Source organism: Bradyrhizobium sp. USDA 4510 (assembly GCF_054059095.1).
The window spans coordinates 8,018,257-8,034,971 of the sequence record NZ_JBSSBT010000001.1; the positions used below are offsets into that span (position 1 = coordinate 8,018,257).

17 protein-coding genes, 1 tRNA gene and 1 pseudogene are annotated in these 16,715 nt (G+C 65.2%); 7 read left to right on the top strand and 12 right to left on the bottom strand.

What is annotated here, in order from left to right; translation table 11 throughout:
- Positions 1-21: 21 nt before the first annotated feature.
- The 3 genes and pseudogenes from ACVMDN_RS37255 (at position 22) to panE (ending at position 3,069) form a co-directional block, all read left to right on the top strand.
- Positions 22-1,321, top strand: a pseudogene (locus ACVMDN_RS37255) (MATE family efflux transporter).
- A gap of 110 nt (positions 1,322-1,431) precedes the next feature.
- Complete coding sequence (locus ACVMDN_RS37260) at positions 1,432-2,037, top strand: 2-hydroxychromene-2-carboxylate isomerase (protein ID WP_057021342.1); 606 nt, start codon at positions 1,432-1,434, stop codon at positions 2,035-2,037.
- 111 nt (positions 2,038-2,148) lie between these two features.
- Positions 2,149-3,069 (top strand): 2-dehydropantoate 2-reductase, encoded by a 921-nt coding sequence (panE, locus tag ACVMDN_RS37265; RefSeq protein ID WP_076833621.1) that lies wholly within the window; start codon positions 2,149-2,151, stop codon positions 3,067-3,069.
- A 106-nt stretch (positions 3,070-3,175) separates the two neighbouring features.
- Here panE and ACVMDN_RS37270 read toward each other — a convergent pair whose 3' ends face one another.
- The 5 genes from ACVMDN_RS37270 to ACVMDN_RS37290 all read right to left on the bottom strand — a co-directional run bounded on the left by ACVMDN_RS37270 (position 3,176) and on the right by ACVMDN_RS37290 (position 7,144).
- The gene (locus ACVMDN_RS37270; RefSeq protein ID WP_076833623.1) at positions 3,176-3,757 is read right to left on the bottom strand and encodes a c-type cytochrome; all 582 of its coding nucleotides are present in this window, start codon (positions 3,755-3,757) and stop codon (positions 3,176-3,178) included.
- 194 nt (positions 3,758-3,951) lie between these two features.
- A complete protein-coding gene (locus ACVMDN_RS37275) occupies positions 3,952-5,229 on the bottom strand; it encodes a PQQ-dependent sugar dehydrogenase (protein WP_076833625.1) in 1,278 nt (425 codons plus the stop codon).
- 268 nt (positions 5,230-5,497) lie between these two features.
- Positions 5,498-6,130, bottom strand: coding sequence for a DUF2865 domain-containing protein (locus ACVMDN_RS37280; RefSeq protein ID WP_076833627.1), 633 nt, complete (start codon positions 6,128-6,130; stop codon positions 5,498-5,500).
- 287 nt (positions 6,131-6,417) lie between these two features.
- Positions 6,418-6,492: transfer RNA gene (locus ACVMDN_RS37285), tRNA-Gly, on the bottom strand.
- Positions 6,493-6,652: 160 nt separating this feature from the next.
- Entirely contained in the window at positions 6,653-7,144 is a 492-nt protein-coding gene (locus ACVMDN_RS37290; RefSeq protein ID WP_083715192.1) for an SRPBCC family protein, read from the bottom strand.
- A 223-nt stretch (positions 7,145-7,367) separates the two neighbouring features.
- On the opposite strand from ACVMDN_RS37290, the gene trxA reads away from it, so the two are divergent.
- Together trxA and ACVMDN_RS37300 are read left to right on the top strand one after the other, a co-directional pair.
- Positions 7,368-8,288: a thioredoxin gene (trxA, locus tag ACVMDN_RS37295; RefSeq protein ID WP_076833629.1), complete on the top strand. Its 921-nt coding sequence runs from the start codon at positions 7,368-7,370 to the stop codon at positions 8,286-8,288.
- A gap of 30 nt (positions 8,289-8,318) precedes the next feature.
- Positions 8,319-8,993: an LON peptidase substrate-binding domain-containing protein gene (locus tag ACVMDN_RS37300; RefSeq protein ID WP_076833630.1), complete on the top strand. Its 675-nt coding sequence runs from the start codon at positions 8,319-8,321 to the stop codon at positions 8,991-8,993.
- A 100-nt stretch (positions 8,994-9,093) separates the two neighbouring features.
- Here the strand turns inward: ACVMDN_RS37300 and ACVMDN_RS37305 are convergent, their stop codons facing one another.
- From ACVMDN_RS37305 to ACVMDN_RS37330, 6 genes are all read right to left on the bottom strand, one after another.
- Positions 9,094-9,651: a cytochrome b/b6 domain-containing protein gene (locus ACVMDN_RS37305; RefSeq protein ID WP_076833632.1), complete on the bottom strand. Its 558-nt coding sequence runs from the start codon at positions 9,649-9,651 to the stop codon at positions 9,094-9,096.
- A 10-nt stretch (positions 9,652-9,661) separates the two neighbouring features.
- Positions 9,662-9,958 (bottom strand): PepSY domain-containing protein, encoded by a 297-nt coding sequence (locus tag ACVMDN_RS37310; RefSeq protein ID WP_141339861.1) that lies wholly within the window; start codon positions 9,956-9,958, stop codon positions 9,662-9,664.
- A 221-nt stretch (positions 9,959-10,179) separates the two neighbouring features.
- Positions 10,180-12,714, bottom strand: coding sequence for a bifunctional diguanylate cyclase/phosphodiesterase (locus ACVMDN_RS37315; protein ID WP_456835844.1), 2,535 nt, complete (start codon positions 12,712-12,714; stop codon positions 10,180-10,182).
- Positions 12,715-12,875: 161 nt separating this feature from the next.
- Complete coding sequence (locus tag ACVMDN_RS37320; RefSeq protein WP_076833634.1) at positions 12,876-13,298, bottom strand: PaaI family thioesterase; 423 nt, start codon at positions 13,296-13,298, stop codon at positions 12,876-12,878.
- The gene (locus ACVMDN_RS37325; RefSeq protein ID WP_076833635.1) at positions 13,295-14,101 is read right to left on the bottom strand and encodes a crotonase/enoyl-CoA hydratase family protein; all 807 of its coding nucleotides are present in this window, start codon (positions 14,099-14,101) and stop codon (positions 13,295-13,297) included. The genes ACVMDN_RS37320 and ACVMDN_RS37325 overlap by 4 nt, the downstream gene beginning before the upstream one ends.
- A gap of 11 nt (positions 14,102-14,112) precedes the next feature.
- Entirely contained in the window at positions 14,113-14,463 is a 351-nt protein-coding gene (locus ACVMDN_RS37330; protein WP_076833637.1) for a hypothetical protein, read from the bottom strand.
- Positions 14,464-14,555: 92 nt separating this feature from the next.
- Here ACVMDN_RS37330 and ACVMDN_RS37335 point away from each other — a divergent pair, with 92 nt between their 5' ends.
- Positions 14,556-15,092 carry a TetR/AcrR family transcriptional regulator gene (locus tag ACVMDN_RS37335; protein ID WP_076833639.1) on the top strand — a complete coding sequence of 179 codons (537 nt, stop codon included), beginning with the start codon at positions 14,556-14,558 and terminating at the stop codon, positions 15,090-15,092.
- 46 nt (positions 15,093-15,138) lie between these two features.
- On the top strand, positions 15,139-15,336 hold the full coding sequence (locus ACVMDN_RS37340; protein ID WP_018269337.1) for a Trm112 family protein: 198 nt from the start codon (positions 15,139-15,141) through the stop codon (positions 15,334-15,336).
- A gap of 133 nt (positions 15,337-15,469) precedes the next feature.
- Here the strand turns inward: ACVMDN_RS37340 and ACVMDN_RS37345 are convergent, their stop codons facing one another.
- On the bottom strand, positions 15,470-16,690 hold the full coding sequence (locus tag ACVMDN_RS37345; protein ID WP_076833641.1) for a ubiquinone biosynthesis hydroxylase: 1,221 nt from the start codon (positions 16,688-16,690) through the stop codon (positions 15,470-15,472).
- Positions 16,691-16,715 lie beyond the last annotated feature (25 nt).

Here is a 16,715-nt window from a genome sequence, read left to right on the forward strand (position 1 = left end):
TTCCTCGCCTTCCTCGCGCCGATGCTGCTCAGCAACGTGCTGCAGTCGCTGTTCGGCACCATCAACGGCGTCTATCTCGGCCAGATGATCGGCGTCGACGCGCTCGCCGCCGTCTCGGTGTTCTTTCTCGGTGATGTTCTTCTTCATTTCCTTCGTGATCGGCCTGAGCGCCGGCGCCTCGGTCATGATCGGCCAGGCCTGGGGCGCCGGCGAGCCCGACCGGGTGAAAGCGGTCGCCGGCACGACCATGACCGTGACGCTGCTGCTCGCGCTGGCGATCGCGATATCAGGCGGCCTGTTCGCCCGCCCGCTCTTGATCGCGCTCGCGACGCCATCCGACGTCCTCGACGCTGCCGTGGCTTATGCGCGGATCATGATGATCACGATGCCCATAACCTTCGCATTCCTGCTGCTGACGGCGATGATGCGCGGCGTCGGCGACACCGTGACGCCGCTGGTCGCGCTGACGGTCTCGACCGCCATCGGCCTGGTGGTGACGCCGGCGCTGATCCGCGGCTGGCTCGGCCTGCCGATGCTCGGCGTCGCCAGCGCTGCGGTCGCCTCCGCGGTCTCGGGCGTGGTCACGCTGCTGTGGCTGCATGTCCATATGCTGCGGCACCGCCATGCGCTGGCCTTCGACGCCGCGTTCCTGCGCGCGATGCGGCCGAACGGCGCCCTGCTGCGCATCGTGCTGCGGCTCGGCATTCCGACCGCGATCGGCATGGTGGTGGTCTCGCTCGCCGAACTGGTGCTGCTCGGCCTCGTCAACGGCTTCGGCTCGGACGCCACCGCGGCCTATGGCGCGGTTAACCAGGTGATCGGCTATGTGCAGTTTCCGGCGATCTCGATCGCGATATCGGTGTCGATCTTCGGCGCGCAGGCGATCGGCCGCGGCGATTCCGCCCGGGTCGGCGCCATCGTCCGGACCGGGATCGAGATGAATCTCGCGCTGACCGGCGGGCTGGTCGTGCTCGGCTATCTCTTCGCGCGGCCGCTGATGGGCTTCTTCATCGTCGACAATGCCGTGCTCAGGCTGGCGCAGCAGCTGTTGTACATCGTGCTGTGGAGCATGGTGCTGTTCGGTATGGCGACGGTGTTCTCGGGCGCGATGCGCGCCGGCGGCACGGTGTGGATGCCGCTGTTGCTCTCGACGCTGGCGATCGCGGTGGTCGAGGTGCCGGTCGCGATCCTGCTCAGCCGCTCCATCGGAGTCAGCGGCATCTGGATCGCCTATCCCGTCACCTTCGCAACCATGTTCGTGCTGCAGATGGCCTATTACGCCCTGGTATGGCGCAAGCAGACCATCAAGCGGCTGATTTGACATCGCGCGCCGCGGCTCACATGATGACTATCATATTCTACAGATGGCGCCTGCGACAGCCGGTCCATGCTAAATAAGCCCAAACTAGACAGGCCGAGGGAGAGACCGCCGTGAGCCAAAATCCGCAATTCCTGTTCGATTTCGGCAGCCCCAACGCTTTCCTCAGCCATGAAGCAATCCCGGCAATCGAAAAGCGCACCGGCGTCAAGTTCGAATATGTCCCGATCCTGCTCGGCGGCATCTTCAAGGCCACCAACAACAAGTCGCCGGCCGAGACGCTGGCGGGCGTCAGGAACAAGCCGGAGTTTCAGAAGATCGAGACCGAACGCTTTCTCAAGCGCTTCAACGTCAAGCCCTACACCTGGAACCCGTTTTTCCCGGTCAATACGCTGAACCTGATGCGCGCGGCGGTCGCCGCCCAGTTTGAGGGCGTGTTCGAGAAGTATATCGAGGCCGCCTTCCACCACATGTGGGTCGAGCCCAAGAAGATGGACGATCCTGAGGTCGCCGGTAAAGCCATCGCCTCCTCCGGCCTTGACGCCGCGAAACTGTTCGCCCGCGCACAGGACGCGGATGTGAAGGCCAAGCTGATCGAATATACCTCATCCGCCGTCGAGCGCGGCGCGTTCGGCTCGCCGACCTTTTTCGTCGGCAACGAGATCTTCTTCGGCAAGGAGCAGCTGCGCGAAGTCGAGGAAATGGTATCGGGAAAGTGAGATGAGCGAATGGCCAATAGCGAGTAGCGAATAGTCGAACAGTATCCTTATCTATTCGCTACTCCCTATTCGCTCGCCTCCTCGGGCAACAACAAAGAAGGACAAATTCCCATGCGCGTTCTCGTGGTCGGCGCCGGTGCGATCGGCGGTTATTTCGGTGGCCGGATGCTTCAGGCCGGCCGCGACGTCACTTTCCTGGTGCGCCCTCGCCGCGCTTCCGAGCTCGCCTCCGCCGGGCTCGTGATCAAGAGCCCGAACGGCGATGTCACGCTGAACAACCCGCCGACCGTGCAGGCCGACAAGCTGTCGGACAAGTTCGACGTCGTGCTGTTGAGCTGCAAGGCGTTCGATCTCGAGGATGCGATCAAGTCCTTTGCGCCCGCCGTCGGCGACAAGACCGCGATCATCCCGCTGCTCAACGGCATGCTGCATCTCGATACGCTCGACAAGACGTTCGGAGCTCAGCATGTGCTCGGCGGCCTGTGCGCGATCGCGGCGACGCTGAACGAGAAGCGCGAGGTGGTGCAGCTGCAGCCGATGCAGTCGCTCGGCTTCGGCGAGCGCGCCGGCGGCCTGTCTGACCGGGTGCGCGCGATCGCTGAAACTTTCTCGGCGATCAACGGCGCCAACGCCAGCGAGCATGTGATGCAGGACATGTGGGAGAAGTGGGTGTTCCTGGCCTCGCTCGCCGCCTCCACCAGCCTGATGCGGACCTCGGTCGGCAACATCCTGGCCGCGCCCGGCGGCAAGGATTTCCTGCTCGGCATCCTCGACGAATGCAGCGCGATCGCCGCCGACGCCGGCCATGGCCCGGGCGGACCGTTCTTCCAGCGCACCCGCGGGCTCCTGACCACCGAGGGCTCGCCGATGACCGCATCGATGTTCCGCGACATCAAGGCGGGGCTGCCGGTCGAGGCCGATCACGTGATCGGCGACCTGATCGTGCGCGCCGACGCCGCCAAGATCCCGGTGCCGAAGCTGCGCACGGCCTACACGCATCTCAAGGCGTATGAGAAGCAGCGGGCTGGGTGATCTTGTAGCCCGGATGGAGCGGAACGAAATCCGGGAATCATCTCGCGGCAGATAGAGCGCCCCGGATTGCGCTGCGCTCCATCCGGGCTACGCACATTTTTCGTACCTACAAATGCGCCAGATAATGCGCGAGCGCGGTGATCTCTTCGTCGCTCAGCGGATAGGCAACATCGGCCATCGCGGCCTGGGCGCCGCCGGAGCGCTGGCCCGACTTGTAATCGTGCAGCGCCTTGACGAGATATTCCTCGCGCTGGCCGGCGATGCGGGCCACCGCCTTGGTACCGGCAAACGTATCGCCATGGCATGAGGCGCAGCGGCGGCCGGCGGCGGCCTGCTTGCCCTTTTCGGACAAGTCCGGATTGTCGTCCTTGCCGCCCTTGAACGGCGTCAGCGACGCGAAATAGGCACCGAGATTGCGGATGTCGTCGTTGTTGAGCTGCTCGACGATCGGCTGCATCTGCTCGTTCTTGCGCGCGCCGGCGCGGAAGAACACCAGCTGCCATTGAACGTACTGGTCGAGCTGGCCGGCGAGCGAGGGAATGTTCTCGGTCTGCGAGATGCCGTTGTCGCCGTGGCAAGCGGCGCAGATTTCGGCCTTCGCCTTGCCGGCGGCGACATCGGCGGCATTGGCGGACGACGCAACTGCGATCACCGCCGCGAACAGGATTGCAAAGGACGCAACACGCATTGCCAGTTTTCTCCACGGGTCATTGCCGGGCCTGGCCCGGTAATCCATCTGGCTTGCAGAAGGGTTTTTGTTTGGATGGATGCCCGGATCAAGTCCGGGCATGACGAGTCTGTTCCGTCGTTGGGCTTGCCGAACCACGTAAACGGGGCTGCGGCTGCCTGATCGGCCACCGCAGCCCCGCATTGTTTCAACCGTTACTTCTTGCTGTAGCTGATGCGATAGATCGCACCGGCCCAGTCGTCGGCGACGAGAATCGAGCCATCCTTGTCGAGCAGGATGTCGGCGGGACGGCCGAGATAGCCCTGGTCACCCTCGATCCAGCCGTCGGCGAAGATCTCCTGCTTGGCGTTCTTGCCGTCAGGGCTCGCGGTGATCTTCACGATGCGGCCGCCCTGGTACTTATGCCGGTTCCAGGAGCCGTGCTCGGCGATCAGGATGCTGTTCTTGTACTCGGCCGGGAATTGGCTGCCGGTATAGAACTTCATGCCGAGCGGCGCGACGTGCGCACCGAGATTGTACACCGGCGGGGTGAACTCCGAGCACTTGTGACCCATCGCGAACTTGGTGTCCGGCAGGTTGCCCTGGTGGCAATAGGGATAGCCGAAGTGCTCGCCGATCTTCGAGATCATGTTGAGCTTGTCGCTCGGCAGATCGTCGCTGATCCAGTCGCGGGCATTCTCGGTGAACCAGTACTTGCCGGTGCGTGGATCGACGTCGCCGCCGACCGAGTTGCGCACGCCGAGCGCCCAGATTTCCGCGTTGCCGGTCTTCGGATCGACGCGGCGGATCTGCGACACCGAGGTCGGCGGAATGCCGATGTTGAAGGGCGGTCCGAACGGAATGTAGAACCAGCCTTCCTTGTCGACGGCGATGTATTTCCAGCCATGCGCCGCGTAGGACGGCATGTCGTCATACACCACCTTGCCGCTGCCGAGATTGTCGAGATTGGCTTCGGCGTTGTCGTACTTGATCAGCTTGTCGACCGCGATGACGTAGAGCGCGCCGTCGCGGAAGGCGAGGCCGGTCGGCATGTTGAGGCCCTTGAGAATGGTCTTGACCTCTTTCTTGCCGTTGTTGTCCTTGATCGCATAGACGTTGCCGAGCCCGAACGAGCCGACGAACAGCGTGCCCTTGTCACCCCAGGCCATCTGCCGCGCGGCGAGCACGTTCGAGGCATAGACCTCGATCTTGAAGCCCGGCGGCAGCTTGATCTTCTTCATCATCGTCGCGAGCTCGGAATCCGACGCACCGGTCGGCGGACCGGACGGCGGGGCAAGGCCCTTCTGCGCTTCGGTCTCGTCGCCGAGGAACCAGTCGTCCGGCGGATGGGTCCAGAATTCCTTGGTGCCCGATTCGTACTTCTTCAGCGCACGATTCTTGTCTGTCTGTTGCTGCGCACTGGCGAAGGTCGTCCCCGCCAGCAGCACGATCGCCGCGAACGCAAGTATTGATCGATTGAAAGCGGATTTCATCGCGTCACTCCCCTACGCAAGCCGTTGCAGCTTGCCTGTTATTGATTTTGAACGCCCTGAGAGATGATGGTGGCGGTCTGTGAGGTAGGTCAGACGGCAAAATGGTAGCACATCCATCGACGCTGAAAAGCGCGTCCGCCGGTGTGCGCTGCGTCAAAACTAGTTGAGACGATATTTGAGACGAAATTTTCCTGAGCAGCCTGCCTGATAACAAGGCATTCTGCACCGCAGCGTGATATTCGAATGAAGCTAACGCTCGTGATCGCCTCTATCGCGACGACAGGCGCGCCAGACCGAGCGCTTGCGCCTTGGCCTTCGACAGCGGCCTGAACAACACGCTGCGCCGCTGCCCGCTCGTGATCGCCGCGATCTTGAAGCCGTCATCGGCGACGATGATGTCGCCGGTGCGAAGCGTCATGTCGTCCTCGATCGCAATCGGCGAAAGGCCGGTGGACGCGCCGGCGCTGCACGAGCATTGCGGCACCATCTCGCGCTGGAAGCGGAATGCATTGGCGAGCGCCTTGTAGGTCTCGCCGGCTTCGGTTCTGGCGCTGTCGATATCGGAGCTGGAGTACAGATTCACCTCGGCGGCGGGACAGGCCGCCTCGCATGCCTTGACGTCCGCCGTCTCGCTGACGCGCGGCAACGGAAAGAAGCGGCCGTCGCAGGTCCTGACGCAGAAGTTTTGCTGGCCGCCCCGGTGCGACCGCGTCGTGATGTAGACCCGCGCTCGCGGCCGTTCGGCCGGCTCGAAGTCAGGCGCCGGCCCAAAGCCAGGCATGGGAGAGAAGCTGGGCGCCGGGGCATACGCCGAGTCGCTCGGCAATTGCTGCGCTGATGCGCCCGAACATGTCCAGACGCCGACCAGCACGACCAGCGCAGCGACGTTTGCGCGAGCCAAGCGGCGACTTAACCCGGAGCCGGCTTCCAACAGATCGACATCGTTCACGCGCTTGCCGCGCCGGCAAAACCGGCGGCAACCATTCCAGCGCCAACACAACCACAGATTTCTATCAGTTTTGAGAATGCAACGTTTGCCGGTTAACAAAGGCCGGAAACCGCCACGGCGGGCCGCGGCATCTTGACCTCGCAATCGCGCCGTGGAGACGCGACCTCGGGCCGGACAGCAAAAAGCCCGCGCCAATAGCGGGCCTTCATCAGACTGTCAGCTCGGTCAGCGAGAAGTTTTGGAGCGGGCGAAGGGGCTCGAACCCTCGACCCCGACCTTGGCAAGGTCGTGCTCTACCACTGAGCTACACCCGCATCCGAAATGGCGGCGATCGCTCGCCGGCAACGGCAGACCTATGCCAAAAGCTGTCTGTGAATGCAACACAAGAGCGCGGTCCGAACCTCACGAAATCGCACGGTTTCTCTAAAAATTGACCCCGAATCGGCCGAAACCGGCTGCGCCGCCGATTTCTTTTTAGATTTCCGCCGGAACCGGCCTCAGGGCAATCTCGTCCCGGAGCGATTCGAGCCAGGTCTCGAACCAGCCGGTCAGCGTCCGCGTCAGCTCGACGCGGCGGGTCGGGTCGCAATCGAACACGGCCCACCATTCGATAAAGGCCCGGTCGCCGTCGATCACCGGGGTTACCCGCAGGATCGCACTGAAATCCGTCACCGGCAGGGTCGGGGTGTCGACGAATTCGTAGGTCTGGAAGCGCTCGACGTCGGACTGCGCGAGCAGCCGCTGCCGGATCCGCCGCCCCCGGTACAGCACATTGCGCACGGCCCCGACGGTATCGCCGGATTTGCCGTCCTCGATCTGGCTCGCCCCCGCGCCCTGGACCCAGACCGGGTAATTGTTGAAATCGCGGATGATTTTCCAGACCTCGCCGGCCGGCTGCTCGAACACCGTGCTGTAATAGGCCTTTGCCACGGGCGCTCCCCTGATGTCATGACGGATCGCCATCATCGGCCGTTCCGCGGCACCCAGCCCACCCGATCTCCGATGGAACGGGACAGGCGGCCAAGCGATTGAATTTTGCTGGCTGACTGCCATTTACGGAGCATGATCCCGGAAACCGGTTCCCACTTTTCCGGGATCATGCTCTAGCTGACAGAACGGCTGAACGTGCCGTTCCGGGCGTGCTAGAACGCCCACCGGATTTCCGACCTCAGAAGCAGGCGAGGACAACGTGACGATAATGGAGCAGGGCGGCCCCACGCCCGAGGCAGCGCCCGATCTGATCAAGGAGACGACGACCCAGACCTTCGTCAAGGACGTCATCGAGGAATCGCGCCGTCAGCCGGTCATGATCGACTTCTGGGCGCCGTGGTGCGGTCCCTGCCGCCAGCTCACGCCGATCCTGGAAAAGGCGGTTCGTAACGCCAAGGGCCGGGTCAAGCTGGTCAAGATGAACATCGACGAGCATCCGCAGATCCCAGGCCAGATGGGCGTCCAGTCGATCCCGGCCGTGATCGCCTTCGTGGGCGGCCAACCCGCCGACGGCTTCATGGGCGCGGTGCCCGAGAGCCAGGTCAACGCCTTCATCGAGAAGATCACCAAGGGCGTGCCGGCCGCCGGCGAGCCCAATCTCACCGAGATCCTGGCCGAGGCCGACGCCGTGCTTGCCGAGGGCGACGCCGCCCAGGCCGCGCAGATCTATGCCGAGGTGCTGGCGCACGACGCCACCAACATCGCGGCGCTCGCCGGCCTCGCCAAGTGCTACGTCACGTCGGGTGCGATGGAGCAGGCCAAGCAGACGCTGGCGATGGTTCCGGAATCCAAGCGCAACGACGCCGCGGTGAAGGCGGTGCAGGCGGCGATCGATCTCGCCGAACAGGCGGAAGCGGTCGGCCCGGTCGCGGAGCTGGAACAGAAAGTCGCCGCAAACCCGCTCGATCATCAGGCCCGATTCGATCTCGCCACCGCGCTCAATGCGATGGGCAAGCGCACGGAAGCGACCGAGCAATTGCTCGCCATCGTCAGGCGTGACCGCAAGTGGAACGACGACGGCGCGCGCAAGCAGCTGGTGCAGTTCTTCGAGGCGTGGGGCGGCACCGATGAGGCAACCGTCGAGGGGCGCAAGCGGTTGTCGACCATCCTGTTCTCGTAAAGCACGCCCGTCACAGCAGCGGGACCGCAGATGCCGATCAATGCCGAATATCGCGGGCCCGGCGAGCTCCCGGAGGTGATCCCGGTGTTCCCGCTGCCCGGCGCGTTGCTGCTGCCGCGCGGCCAGATGCCGCTCAACATCTTCGAGCCGCGATATCTCGCGATGATCGACGACGCGCTGCGCGACGGCCATCGCCTGATCGGCATGATCCAGCCCGACGTGGCGCATTCGCAGAAAGAGGCGAAGCCGGTCCTGTTCCGGATCGGCTGCGTCGGCCGCATCACCCAGCTCGCCGAATCCGGCGACGGCCGCTACATCCTCGAACTGACCGGCGTCGCGCGCTTCAAGGTGGTCGAGGAGCTGACCGTGCAGACGCCGTACCGGCAGTGCAAGGTCGACTTCTTCTCCTTCGTCGGCGATTTCACGGCGCGCAAGGGTGAGGAGGCCGTCGACCGCAAGGCGCTGCTCGAAGTGCTGGCCGATTTCCTGGAAGCCAACAATCTGAAGGTCGACTGGGAAGGTATCGAGTCCGCGCCCAACGAGGCGCTGGTCAATGCGCTGGCGATGATGTCGCCCTATGGTCCCGCCGAGAAGCAGGCGATGCTCGAGGCGCCGGACCTGAAGACCCGCGCCGAGATCCTGATCGCGGTCACCGAGATGGACCTCGCCAAGAAGCGCACCTCGGGCGACCCGCCGGTGCAGTAGCTACCGACCGGGATCAGACGTTTGTTGTTTGGATCGGCTCGGCCCGCGATCGTCCACCTCTCCCCGTCGGGGAGAGGTAAACTTCCGTTGCGGCTTCAGCTTAAGAACGATTGCGCAGCTGCTTGCGGCCGGTGAACATCGCGCGCACCAGGTTCTGACGCTGCAGCAAACCGACCACGACGACGCCGAGCACATGCAGCCCGACCAGCACCATGACCGCATCCGAGGCATAGGCGTGGGTGTCCTCGACCCACCAGACTCCGAAGAAGGTCACGGTGACCTCCATCACGCCCGTGATTGTCGAGATCGCAAGCAGGAACAGCAGCGCCACCAGCATCACGGTGCCCGCCGGATTGAGTCCGATGTAGCGCCCGGTGATGCCGCGCCGGAGATTCCAGATGTAGCGCGGCGCGGCGCGCAGGCGGACGCCGAGCCTGCCGAAACGCGCGTAGCGCGTGCCGGCAAAGCCCCAGATCAGCCGGAACGCCAGCAGGGCGATCACCGAATAACCCGCCAGCCGGTGCAGCCGGTCATAGGTGCTGGGCGTCACCCAAGCGACCAGGACGAGGATGGCGAGCGCCCAGTGCCACAGCCGTAGCGGCAGGTCCCAGACCTGCAGGCTGGTCGCGCCGCGGGCGCCCCGCGCCGCCTCCGTCATCGCGCCTGCTTCACTTCGCGATCGTGTGCTTCAGGCTGAGGTCTTCCGGGCTGTAGAATAGCTCGTAGAGCTTGCCTTCCTTGACGCCGTACACCTCGTAGCAGGAGCCCTCGATTTTCGACCGGCGCACCTCGTAGCCGAGCGCCTTGGCCTTGGCTTCGGCCTCGCTTGCCGGCTTCCACGACGCCTTGTCGAGCTTGGTGCAATTCTTGTAGCCGTCGGCGAGCGCCGCCGATCCGGTCAGCCCAAGAACGCTCCCAAGGACGCATGCTGCAAGCGCAGCGCTCAAAGTCACTCTCACGCGCATATCCCCTCCGTTGACAATCTTACCCACAACGCCTTCGCGCAGGGCACATGCGTGACGAATGCTGACGCGATTGCCAAGTCAAGGAAGCGCCGCGACGGCTGGCTTTAGAGGAATTCTAACGGTCGCCAAAACACCTTTGCGCTCCACGCGCAGATCGGTTTTGACCGCGTGCTGCGGCCTTAAGCCTCATGCGTATCGGGCCGCCCGGCGCAGCCCATCGATCAGGACGCGGCACCCGCCATTGCAAGACGGACCGTAGGCCGTTCGGCCGCTGCCGGGGTTCGCCCGCCGATCATCTGTGCGACCTTCTCGCTCTGCACCGGCGGGCTGAAGTGGAAGCCCTGCACTTCCACGCAGGCATCGGCGCGGAGGATGTCGAGCTGCTCCCTGGTTTCGACGCCTTCGGCCGTCGTGGTCTTGCCGAGGCTGACGGCAAAGCGCACGATCGCGCGCGCGATCCGGCGCGACTCGTCGGTCGCGCCCGAGAGCTCGGACACGAAGCTGCGGTCGATCTTGACCTTGTCGAACGGAAACTTCTGCAGAAAGCTCAGCGACGAGTAGCCGGTGCCGAAGTCGTCGAGCGCGATCCGCACCCCGAGATCGTGCAGTTGGCTAAGCGCGGTAAACACCGCTTCGCTGTCCTGAATGATGGCCGTTTCGGTGACCTCGAGCTCGAGGCGCTTCGGCGAAATTCCGGCACTCGCCAGCGCGTGCACGATCACCGGGACCAACTCCGGACTCCTGAACTGCACAGGCGACAGGTTGATCGCGATCTTGAGGTCGTCGGGCCATTTGGCGGCCTCCGCGCACGCGGTGCGCAGCACCCATTCCCCGAGCGGCACGATCAGGCCGGTCTCTTCCGCCAGCGAAATGAACTGCGCCGGAGATACCATGCCGCGTTGCGGATGGTGCCAGCGGAGCAGCGCCTCGAAGCCGCAGGTCTCCCCGCTCGCGACGTGGATGAACGGCTGATAGTGCAGCTCGAACTCGCCATTGGCGAGCGCACTGCGCATGTCGCGCTCGAGGCTGCGGCGGGCCTGCAGCAGCCGATCGAGCTCCGGCTCGAAGAAGCGGAACGAGCCGCGCCCGCCGCTCTTGGCCGAGTAAAGCGCGAGATCGGCGCTGCGCAGCACCTCGTCCGAATCGGTGCCGTCGCGCGGAGCGATCGCAATGCCGATGCTGGTCGTGGTGGTCACCCGATGATCGCCGAGATCGATCGGCTCGCTGAGCGCCTTCCTGATCTTCTCGGCGAGCAGGCCCGCTTCCGTGACCGGATCGCTGACATGGTCGATCACCGAGAACTCGTCGCCGCCGAGCCGCGCAACCAGCGTCGTATCGCTGACGGATCTGCGCAAGCGCGCGGCCACCGACTTCAGCAGCGCATCGCCCGCCGGATGCCCGAGCGTGTCGTTGACGTCCTTGAAGCGGTCGAGATCGAGCATCAGCACCGCAAGACTCGGTCCGCCGCACCGGGCACCGGACAGCGCGCGCTCCATCCATTCCTTGAGCAGCACGCGATTCGGCAGATCGGTCAGCGCGTCATGCTGCGCCATATAGGTGATCTTGGCCTCGGAGCGCCGCTGCTCGGTGACGTCGCGATGCGTCGCCACCCAGCCGCCGCCGGGCATCGGCTGCCGCGTCACGCAGATCAGCCGGCCGTCGGCGAGCTCGTCGACCCGGCTGTTGATCTCGCCGGCCGGGAGCGCGTTCAGTGTCGCGAGCACCTGCGTCGCGGCGCTGTCGCTGGTCTCGCCCTTGAGAATGCCGTTGGCGATGCGATGCCTGATGATCGCGCGATGGGCCGTGCCGGGCAGCAGCAATTCCGGCGGCAGCCGGTACATCTTGGCGTAGCGATCGTTGCAGACGACGAGGCGCTTCTCCGCATCGAACATGCAGAGGCCCTCGCCCATGTGGTTGATCGCCGTATCCAGCCGGAACCTCTGCTCCTCCAGCTCCTTCTGCGACGCCTCGACCTGCTGTCGCGCCGACGAAAGCTGGCTGATGATCTCCTCGAAGCGGCGGGTGCGAAGCGCCAGCCGGCGATCCGCGAGCACGCCGACCAGGCTCATCCCGAGCACCGATAGCGCCACACCGGCGATCACGATGGCGAGGAAGGCAGGCGAGAGCGACAGGGCCGCCGGAGCCAGCAACGGATCCGGAACGATCTCGACCGCGCCCATCGCGGTGAAATGATGCGACACGATCGCAAGCGTCAACAGCAGCGCAGCGACGAGCGACATCCAGCGGTCCTGACGGCGCACCGCGATCGCCAGCGCGGCGTAGCCGAACAGCATGCCGAGCACGACGGAGGCCGCCACGAGATCGAACGACCAGACCACGTGGCCCGGTACTTCCAGCGCCCACATCCCGAGATAGTGCATGCTGGCGATCCCGGCTCCGATCACGGCGCCGCCGACCGGCGCGCGCCAGCGGCTGGAGTCGCTGGCGGCAAGCCCGAGGCCGCCGGATGTCAGCATCATCGCCGCGGCGAGCGACAGCGCGGTGAGGACGATACCGTAGCCGGTCGGGATTCCCGGCTCATAGGCCAGCATGGCGATGAAATGCGTTGCCCAGATGCCGTAGCCGATGGCGGCTCCCGCGATCGCAATCCAGATCAGCCGGGTCCTCGCCTGCGATGCAATTGCGCGATGAAAAATATTGACGGCCACAATACTGGCAACGAAGCAGACCAGTCCGGCGAGCAGAACGAGCCGCCAGTCATGCTCACCTGAAAGGCACGTAAGAACACGAAACATGCGTCGGTCCATGGTTGTCCGTGCGCACAGGCTAGGCTGATTGAATTGTCTTCTCGATAATATTCTGCAACTTTCAGTGGCATGGTTATCCGCGCGTAAGCCGATTCCGCACCGAAATTGATGGCTCCATAAATTTCACAACGATGCGCGATCCGCGCGGCTCAGCCTGGCAGCGGAACGAGCACGGTTTCACCGGTTGCAACCAGCGAGGTCTCACCTTGCTCGTTCTCCGCAAAAAGTTCCGCGCGCGCGAAGACCTGCCTGCGTCCGGCACGCAATGTGGTTCCTCTGGCGATGAAGCAGCGGCCCAGCGCGGGCTTCAGGCAATTCATCGAGAAATGCGATGCGGTGACGGAACCTGCGATCGACGCCGCGGCAAAGCCGCAGGCGGCGTCGAGCAGCGCCGCGATCACGCCGGCATGGAGGTGACCCGCATATTGGGTGAGATCGTCGCGCCAGGGCATCCGCAGTTCCACCGTGCCGGTGCCGGTGGAGACGACCTCGAAGCCGGCAAGCCGATTGAAGGCCGCCGACGCATTGGTCGCAACGAGACGTTCGAGATCGAAGCCCGGGCCAGTCGTCATGTAAAACTCCATTGCGGGGGTCGCCGTTCGAGATTCGCTCTGACGGCCTCGATGTGATTGGGCGAGCCGAGCAGAAGCGCCTGTTCGGCCGTTTCGGCCGCGAGTCCGGTCGCCGCATCGCGATCGGCTGCAAGATTGAGCAGCCGCTTGGCCGCGCGGATCGCATCCGGGCTGCGGTCCGCGATCGCGCGCGCCGTCTCCAGCGCGGCCTCGCGCGGCTGTTCGACGATGCGGGTGGCGAAGCCATGACCAAGCGCATCCTCCGCGGAGAAGATGCGCGCGGTGTAGGTGAGTTCACGGACCACATCCTCGCGCGCGAGATGACGCATCAGCTGCGTGCCGGCCATGTCGGGCACCAACCCCCATTTGGCTTCGATGATCGCAAGGCGCGTGCCGGGTGCGAGATATCTGATGTCGGCACCAAGCATCAGCTGAAAGCCGCCGCCGAACGCAACGCCATGAACGGCGGCGATGACCGGCACCGGCAGCTCGCGCCAGAGCCACACCAGATGCTGCGCAAAGTTGGCAATGCCGTGGGTCCGCCGGCCGAGATCGGCAAAGGGCAGGATGGACTCGCCCTCCGTCGTTGCGACCAGCCGCTCCATGTCGAGGCCTGCGCAGAAGGCCTGCCCTTCGCCCGAGAGCACCACAGCGCGGAGCTTGCGGTTGTCCGCAAGCTGCGCACCGATCTCGGCGATCGCGGCGAACATCGCCGGATCGAGCGCATTGAGCTTGTCGGGGCGGTTGAGCCTGACGTCCGCGACGCCATCGGCGATGCTGAGGCTGATGCGATCAGTCGTCATGGTCGCCCTCGCTAATAGCCGGCGGCGGCGAGCGCCACCACGGCGCTCATCGCCATCCAGCCGAAGTGGCGGCCGCGGGTCGCCACCGCGTTGGCGAGCGCCGCGATGCCGAACACGACGCCGAGCGTCGCCACGATCCAGTGCCGCGCGGCATCGGAGGCCATCGCGGGCGCAGCGATCAGCAGCACACCGCCGCCGATCCAGGCGACGGTACCGGCCTGATAGACCAGGCGGAGCAAGAGCCGCAGCCGCGGCGGCTCGACGGTGGCGCGCGCGAATATCCTGGTCTCGCCGAGCACGCCATGGATCAGGCTGACCAGAATGGCGACGACGCCGGCGCCCTGCAGCAGAAGATCACGCATCGCGATGCCTCCATACACTACTGTATGGATATGATACCGGCCGCTGGCGCCTGTCAATACACTTGTGTATGGTGGCGGCGGGACGGGGAACCATGACGGATCAGCTCTCGGTCAAGGACTGGCTCGATCAGGGCCTGAAGACGCTGGCGCGGCGCGGCTTCACGGCGCTCAAGGCCGAGCCGCTGGCCAAGGCCATGGGCGTCTCGCGCGGCAGCTTCTACTGGCATTTCGCCGACATCGGCGCCTACCGCGCCGCGATCCTGACCCATTGGCGCGAGGTCGCGGCCGAGCAGGTGATCGCCGAGCTCGAGACCATTCCGGAGGGCGGCGACGCGCTGGCGCTGTTGCTGCGCCGTGCCTTCTCGGCGCGGCTGGCGCTGGAACGCGCGGTGCGCAGCTGGGCCACCGCCGATGCCGTGGCGCGCGCCGTCGTGCTCGAGGTCGACGAGCGCCGGATCGGCTATATCGAAACCCTGCTGCGGCAGGCCGGATTCCCGGACGACGTGGCGCGCGGCCGCGCGCAGATCTTCTACTGGGCGTTCATCGGCTACGCGCTGTCCGAGCAGGCGCTGCCGAAGCCGCGTCAGCAGGCCGCGATCGATGAACTGCTGCGGATGGCCAAGCGCTGACAGCGCTTATTTGGATGTGCTACATCACGGCGAGCCGGAGACTCCCATGAATTCCACGACCGACCATCTCGAGAGCACCGCCGACCCAAAACTGCTGGAAATCCTGGTGTGCCCGATCACCAAGGGGCCGCTGGAGTTCGACGCCGCGCGGCAGGAGCTGATCTCGCGCTCGGCCAAGCTCGCCTATCCGATCCGCGACGGCATTCCGATCATGCTGCCGGAAGAGGCGAGAAAGATCGATTGAAGACGATGTAGCCCGGATGAAGCGCAGCGCAATCCGGGAAAGTGTCACTCCGGATAGTCTGCCCCGGATTTCGCGGAGCCTGCCATCGGGCGCGCATTCGTGCGACCCGTCGGCTTCATCCGGGCTACGAGGGCTAAAGCGCCTCGCCCTTCAGCAGCCGCGGCACCTCGCCTGACAGTCCCGCCGCCTGGCGGATGAACATCTCCTTCAGCGGCGGCGCGCGATCGACGAGCCCGAGGCCAATGTCGCGCACGGTGCGCAGCAGCGTCGATTCGTTGGAGAACAGGAAGTTCAGCGAGTTGGTGGCGACGCCCATCGCCATCGTATCGAAGCGGCGCCAGCGCTGGTAGCGCTCGAGCACGTCGGCCTGGCCGAGGTCCATGCCGAGCCGCGCCGCATCGACCACGACCTCGGCGAGCGCAGCGACATCCTTCAGGCCCATGTTGAGCCCCTGCCCCGCGATCGGATGGATCACATGCGCGGCGTCGCCGATCAGCGCCAGCCGTTCGGCGATGAACGAGCGCGCGACGAAATAGCCGAGCGGGAAGGCGCGCGGCTTGTCGAGCGGCTTGATCTCGCCGAGATGCAGACCGAAGCGCTGCTCGAGCTCGGCGTGGAATTGCTCTTCGTTCAAGGCGACAATGCGCGCGGCATCGTTGCGCGTCTCGGTCCACACCAGCGACGAGCGATTACCGGTCAGCGGCAGGATCGCGAACGGCCCGGCGGGCAGGAAATGCTCCTCGGCGCGGCCGTGATGTTCGCGCTCGTGCCCGACCGTGACCACGATGCCGGACTGGTCGTAGTCCCAGCCATGGGTCGCAATCCCGGCGCGCTCGCGCAGCTTCGAGCGGGCGCCGTCGGCGGCAACCAGCAGGCTCGCATCGATCACGGTGCCGTCGGCCAGCGTAACGCTGACGCCGTCGGGCCGCGACGCGAAGCTCGACACCGCGGCGGCGCGCAGCTCGACGCCCTCGGCTTCGGCACGGCTCGCGAGCGCATCGATCAAATAGCGGTTCTCGACCATATGGGCGAACGGCTCGCCGGGCGCGACATTGCCGGCGAAGGTCAGGAATACCGGGCGCGTCGCGTCCTCCAGCTTGGAGTCGGTCACGACCATATCCGTGATCGGCTGCGCCGTCGGCGCCACCTGGCCCCAGACGCCGAGGGTCTCGAACAGCCGCCGGCAGGCCGCCACGATCGCGGTCGCGCGCGGATCGCGGCTCGGGCGCTGGCTCAGCGCCGGATCGGCCACGATGACCGGGATGTCGGGCCCGAGCCCCTGGCGCAGCGCCACGGCCAGCGCCAACCCTGCAAATGCGCCCCCGCAGATGACAATACTTCGCTGTGCCGGCATTGCCCTTCCCTTACGCGCCTCACGC

Excerpts from the sequence above, each read along its gene's own strand:
- ACVMDN_RS37330 (WP_076833637.1), bottom strand. The coding sequence starts at position 14,463 with ATGCGTGATCTTCTGCTGCAGGGCGCCGGCGTCGTCGCCATTCTGGTC.
- ACVMDN_RS37340 (WP_018269337.1), top strand. The coding sequence starts at position 15,139 with ATGAATTCCACGACCGACCATCTCGAGAGCACCGCCGACCCAAAACTG.
- ACVMDN_RS37300 (WP_076833630.1), top strand. The coding sequence starts at position 8,319 with ATGCCGATCAATGCCGAATATCGCGGGCCCGGCGAGCTCCCGGAGGTG.
- ACVMDN_RS37320 (WP_076833634.1), bottom strand. The coding sequence starts at position 13,298 with ATGACGACTGGCCCGGGCTTCGATCTCGAACGTCTCGTTGCGACCAAT.
- ACVMDN_RS37345 (WP_076833641.1), bottom strand. The coding sequence starts at position 16,690 with ATGCCGGCACAGCGAAGTATTGTCATCTGCGGGGGCGCATTTGCAGGG.
- ACVMDN_RS37290 (WP_083715192.1), bottom strand. The coding sequence starts at position 7,144 with ATGATGGCGATCCGTCATGACATCAGGGGAGCGCCCGTGGCAAAGGCC.
- ACVMDN_RS37270 (WP_076833623.1), bottom strand. The coding sequence starts at position 3,757 with ATGCGTGTTGCGTCCTTTGCAATCCTGTTCGCGGCGGTGATCGCAGTT.
- ACVMDN_RS37325 (WP_076833635.1), bottom strand. The coding sequence starts at position 14,101 with ATGACGACTGATCGCATCAGCCTCAGCATCGCCGATGGCGTCGCGGAC.
- ACVMDN_RS37310 (WP_141339861.1), bottom strand. The coding sequence starts at position 9,958 with ATGCGCGTGAGAGTGACTTTGAGCGCTGCGCTTGCAGCATGCGTCCTT.
- ACVMDN_RS37315 (WP_456835844.1), bottom strand. The coding sequence starts at position 12,714 with ATGTTTCGTGTTCTTACGTGCCTTTCAGGTGAGCATGACTGGCGGCTC.
- ACVMDN_RS37275 (WP_076833625.1), bottom strand. The coding sequence starts at position 5,229 with ATGAAATCCGCTTTCAATCGATCAATACTTGCGTTCGCGGCGATCGTG.
- ACVMDN_RS37305 (WP_076833632.1), bottom strand. The coding sequence starts at position 9,651 with ATGACGGAGGCGGCGCGGGGCGCCCGCGGCGCGACCAGCCTGCAGGTC.
- panE (WP_076833621.1), top strand. The coding sequence starts at position 2,149 with ATGCGCGTTCTCGTGGTCGGCGCCGGTGCGATCGGCGGTTATTTCGGT.
- ACVMDN_RS37335 (WP_076833639.1), top strand. The coding sequence starts at position 14,556 with ATGACGGATCAGCTCTCGGTCAAGGACTGGCTCGATCAGGGCCTGAAG.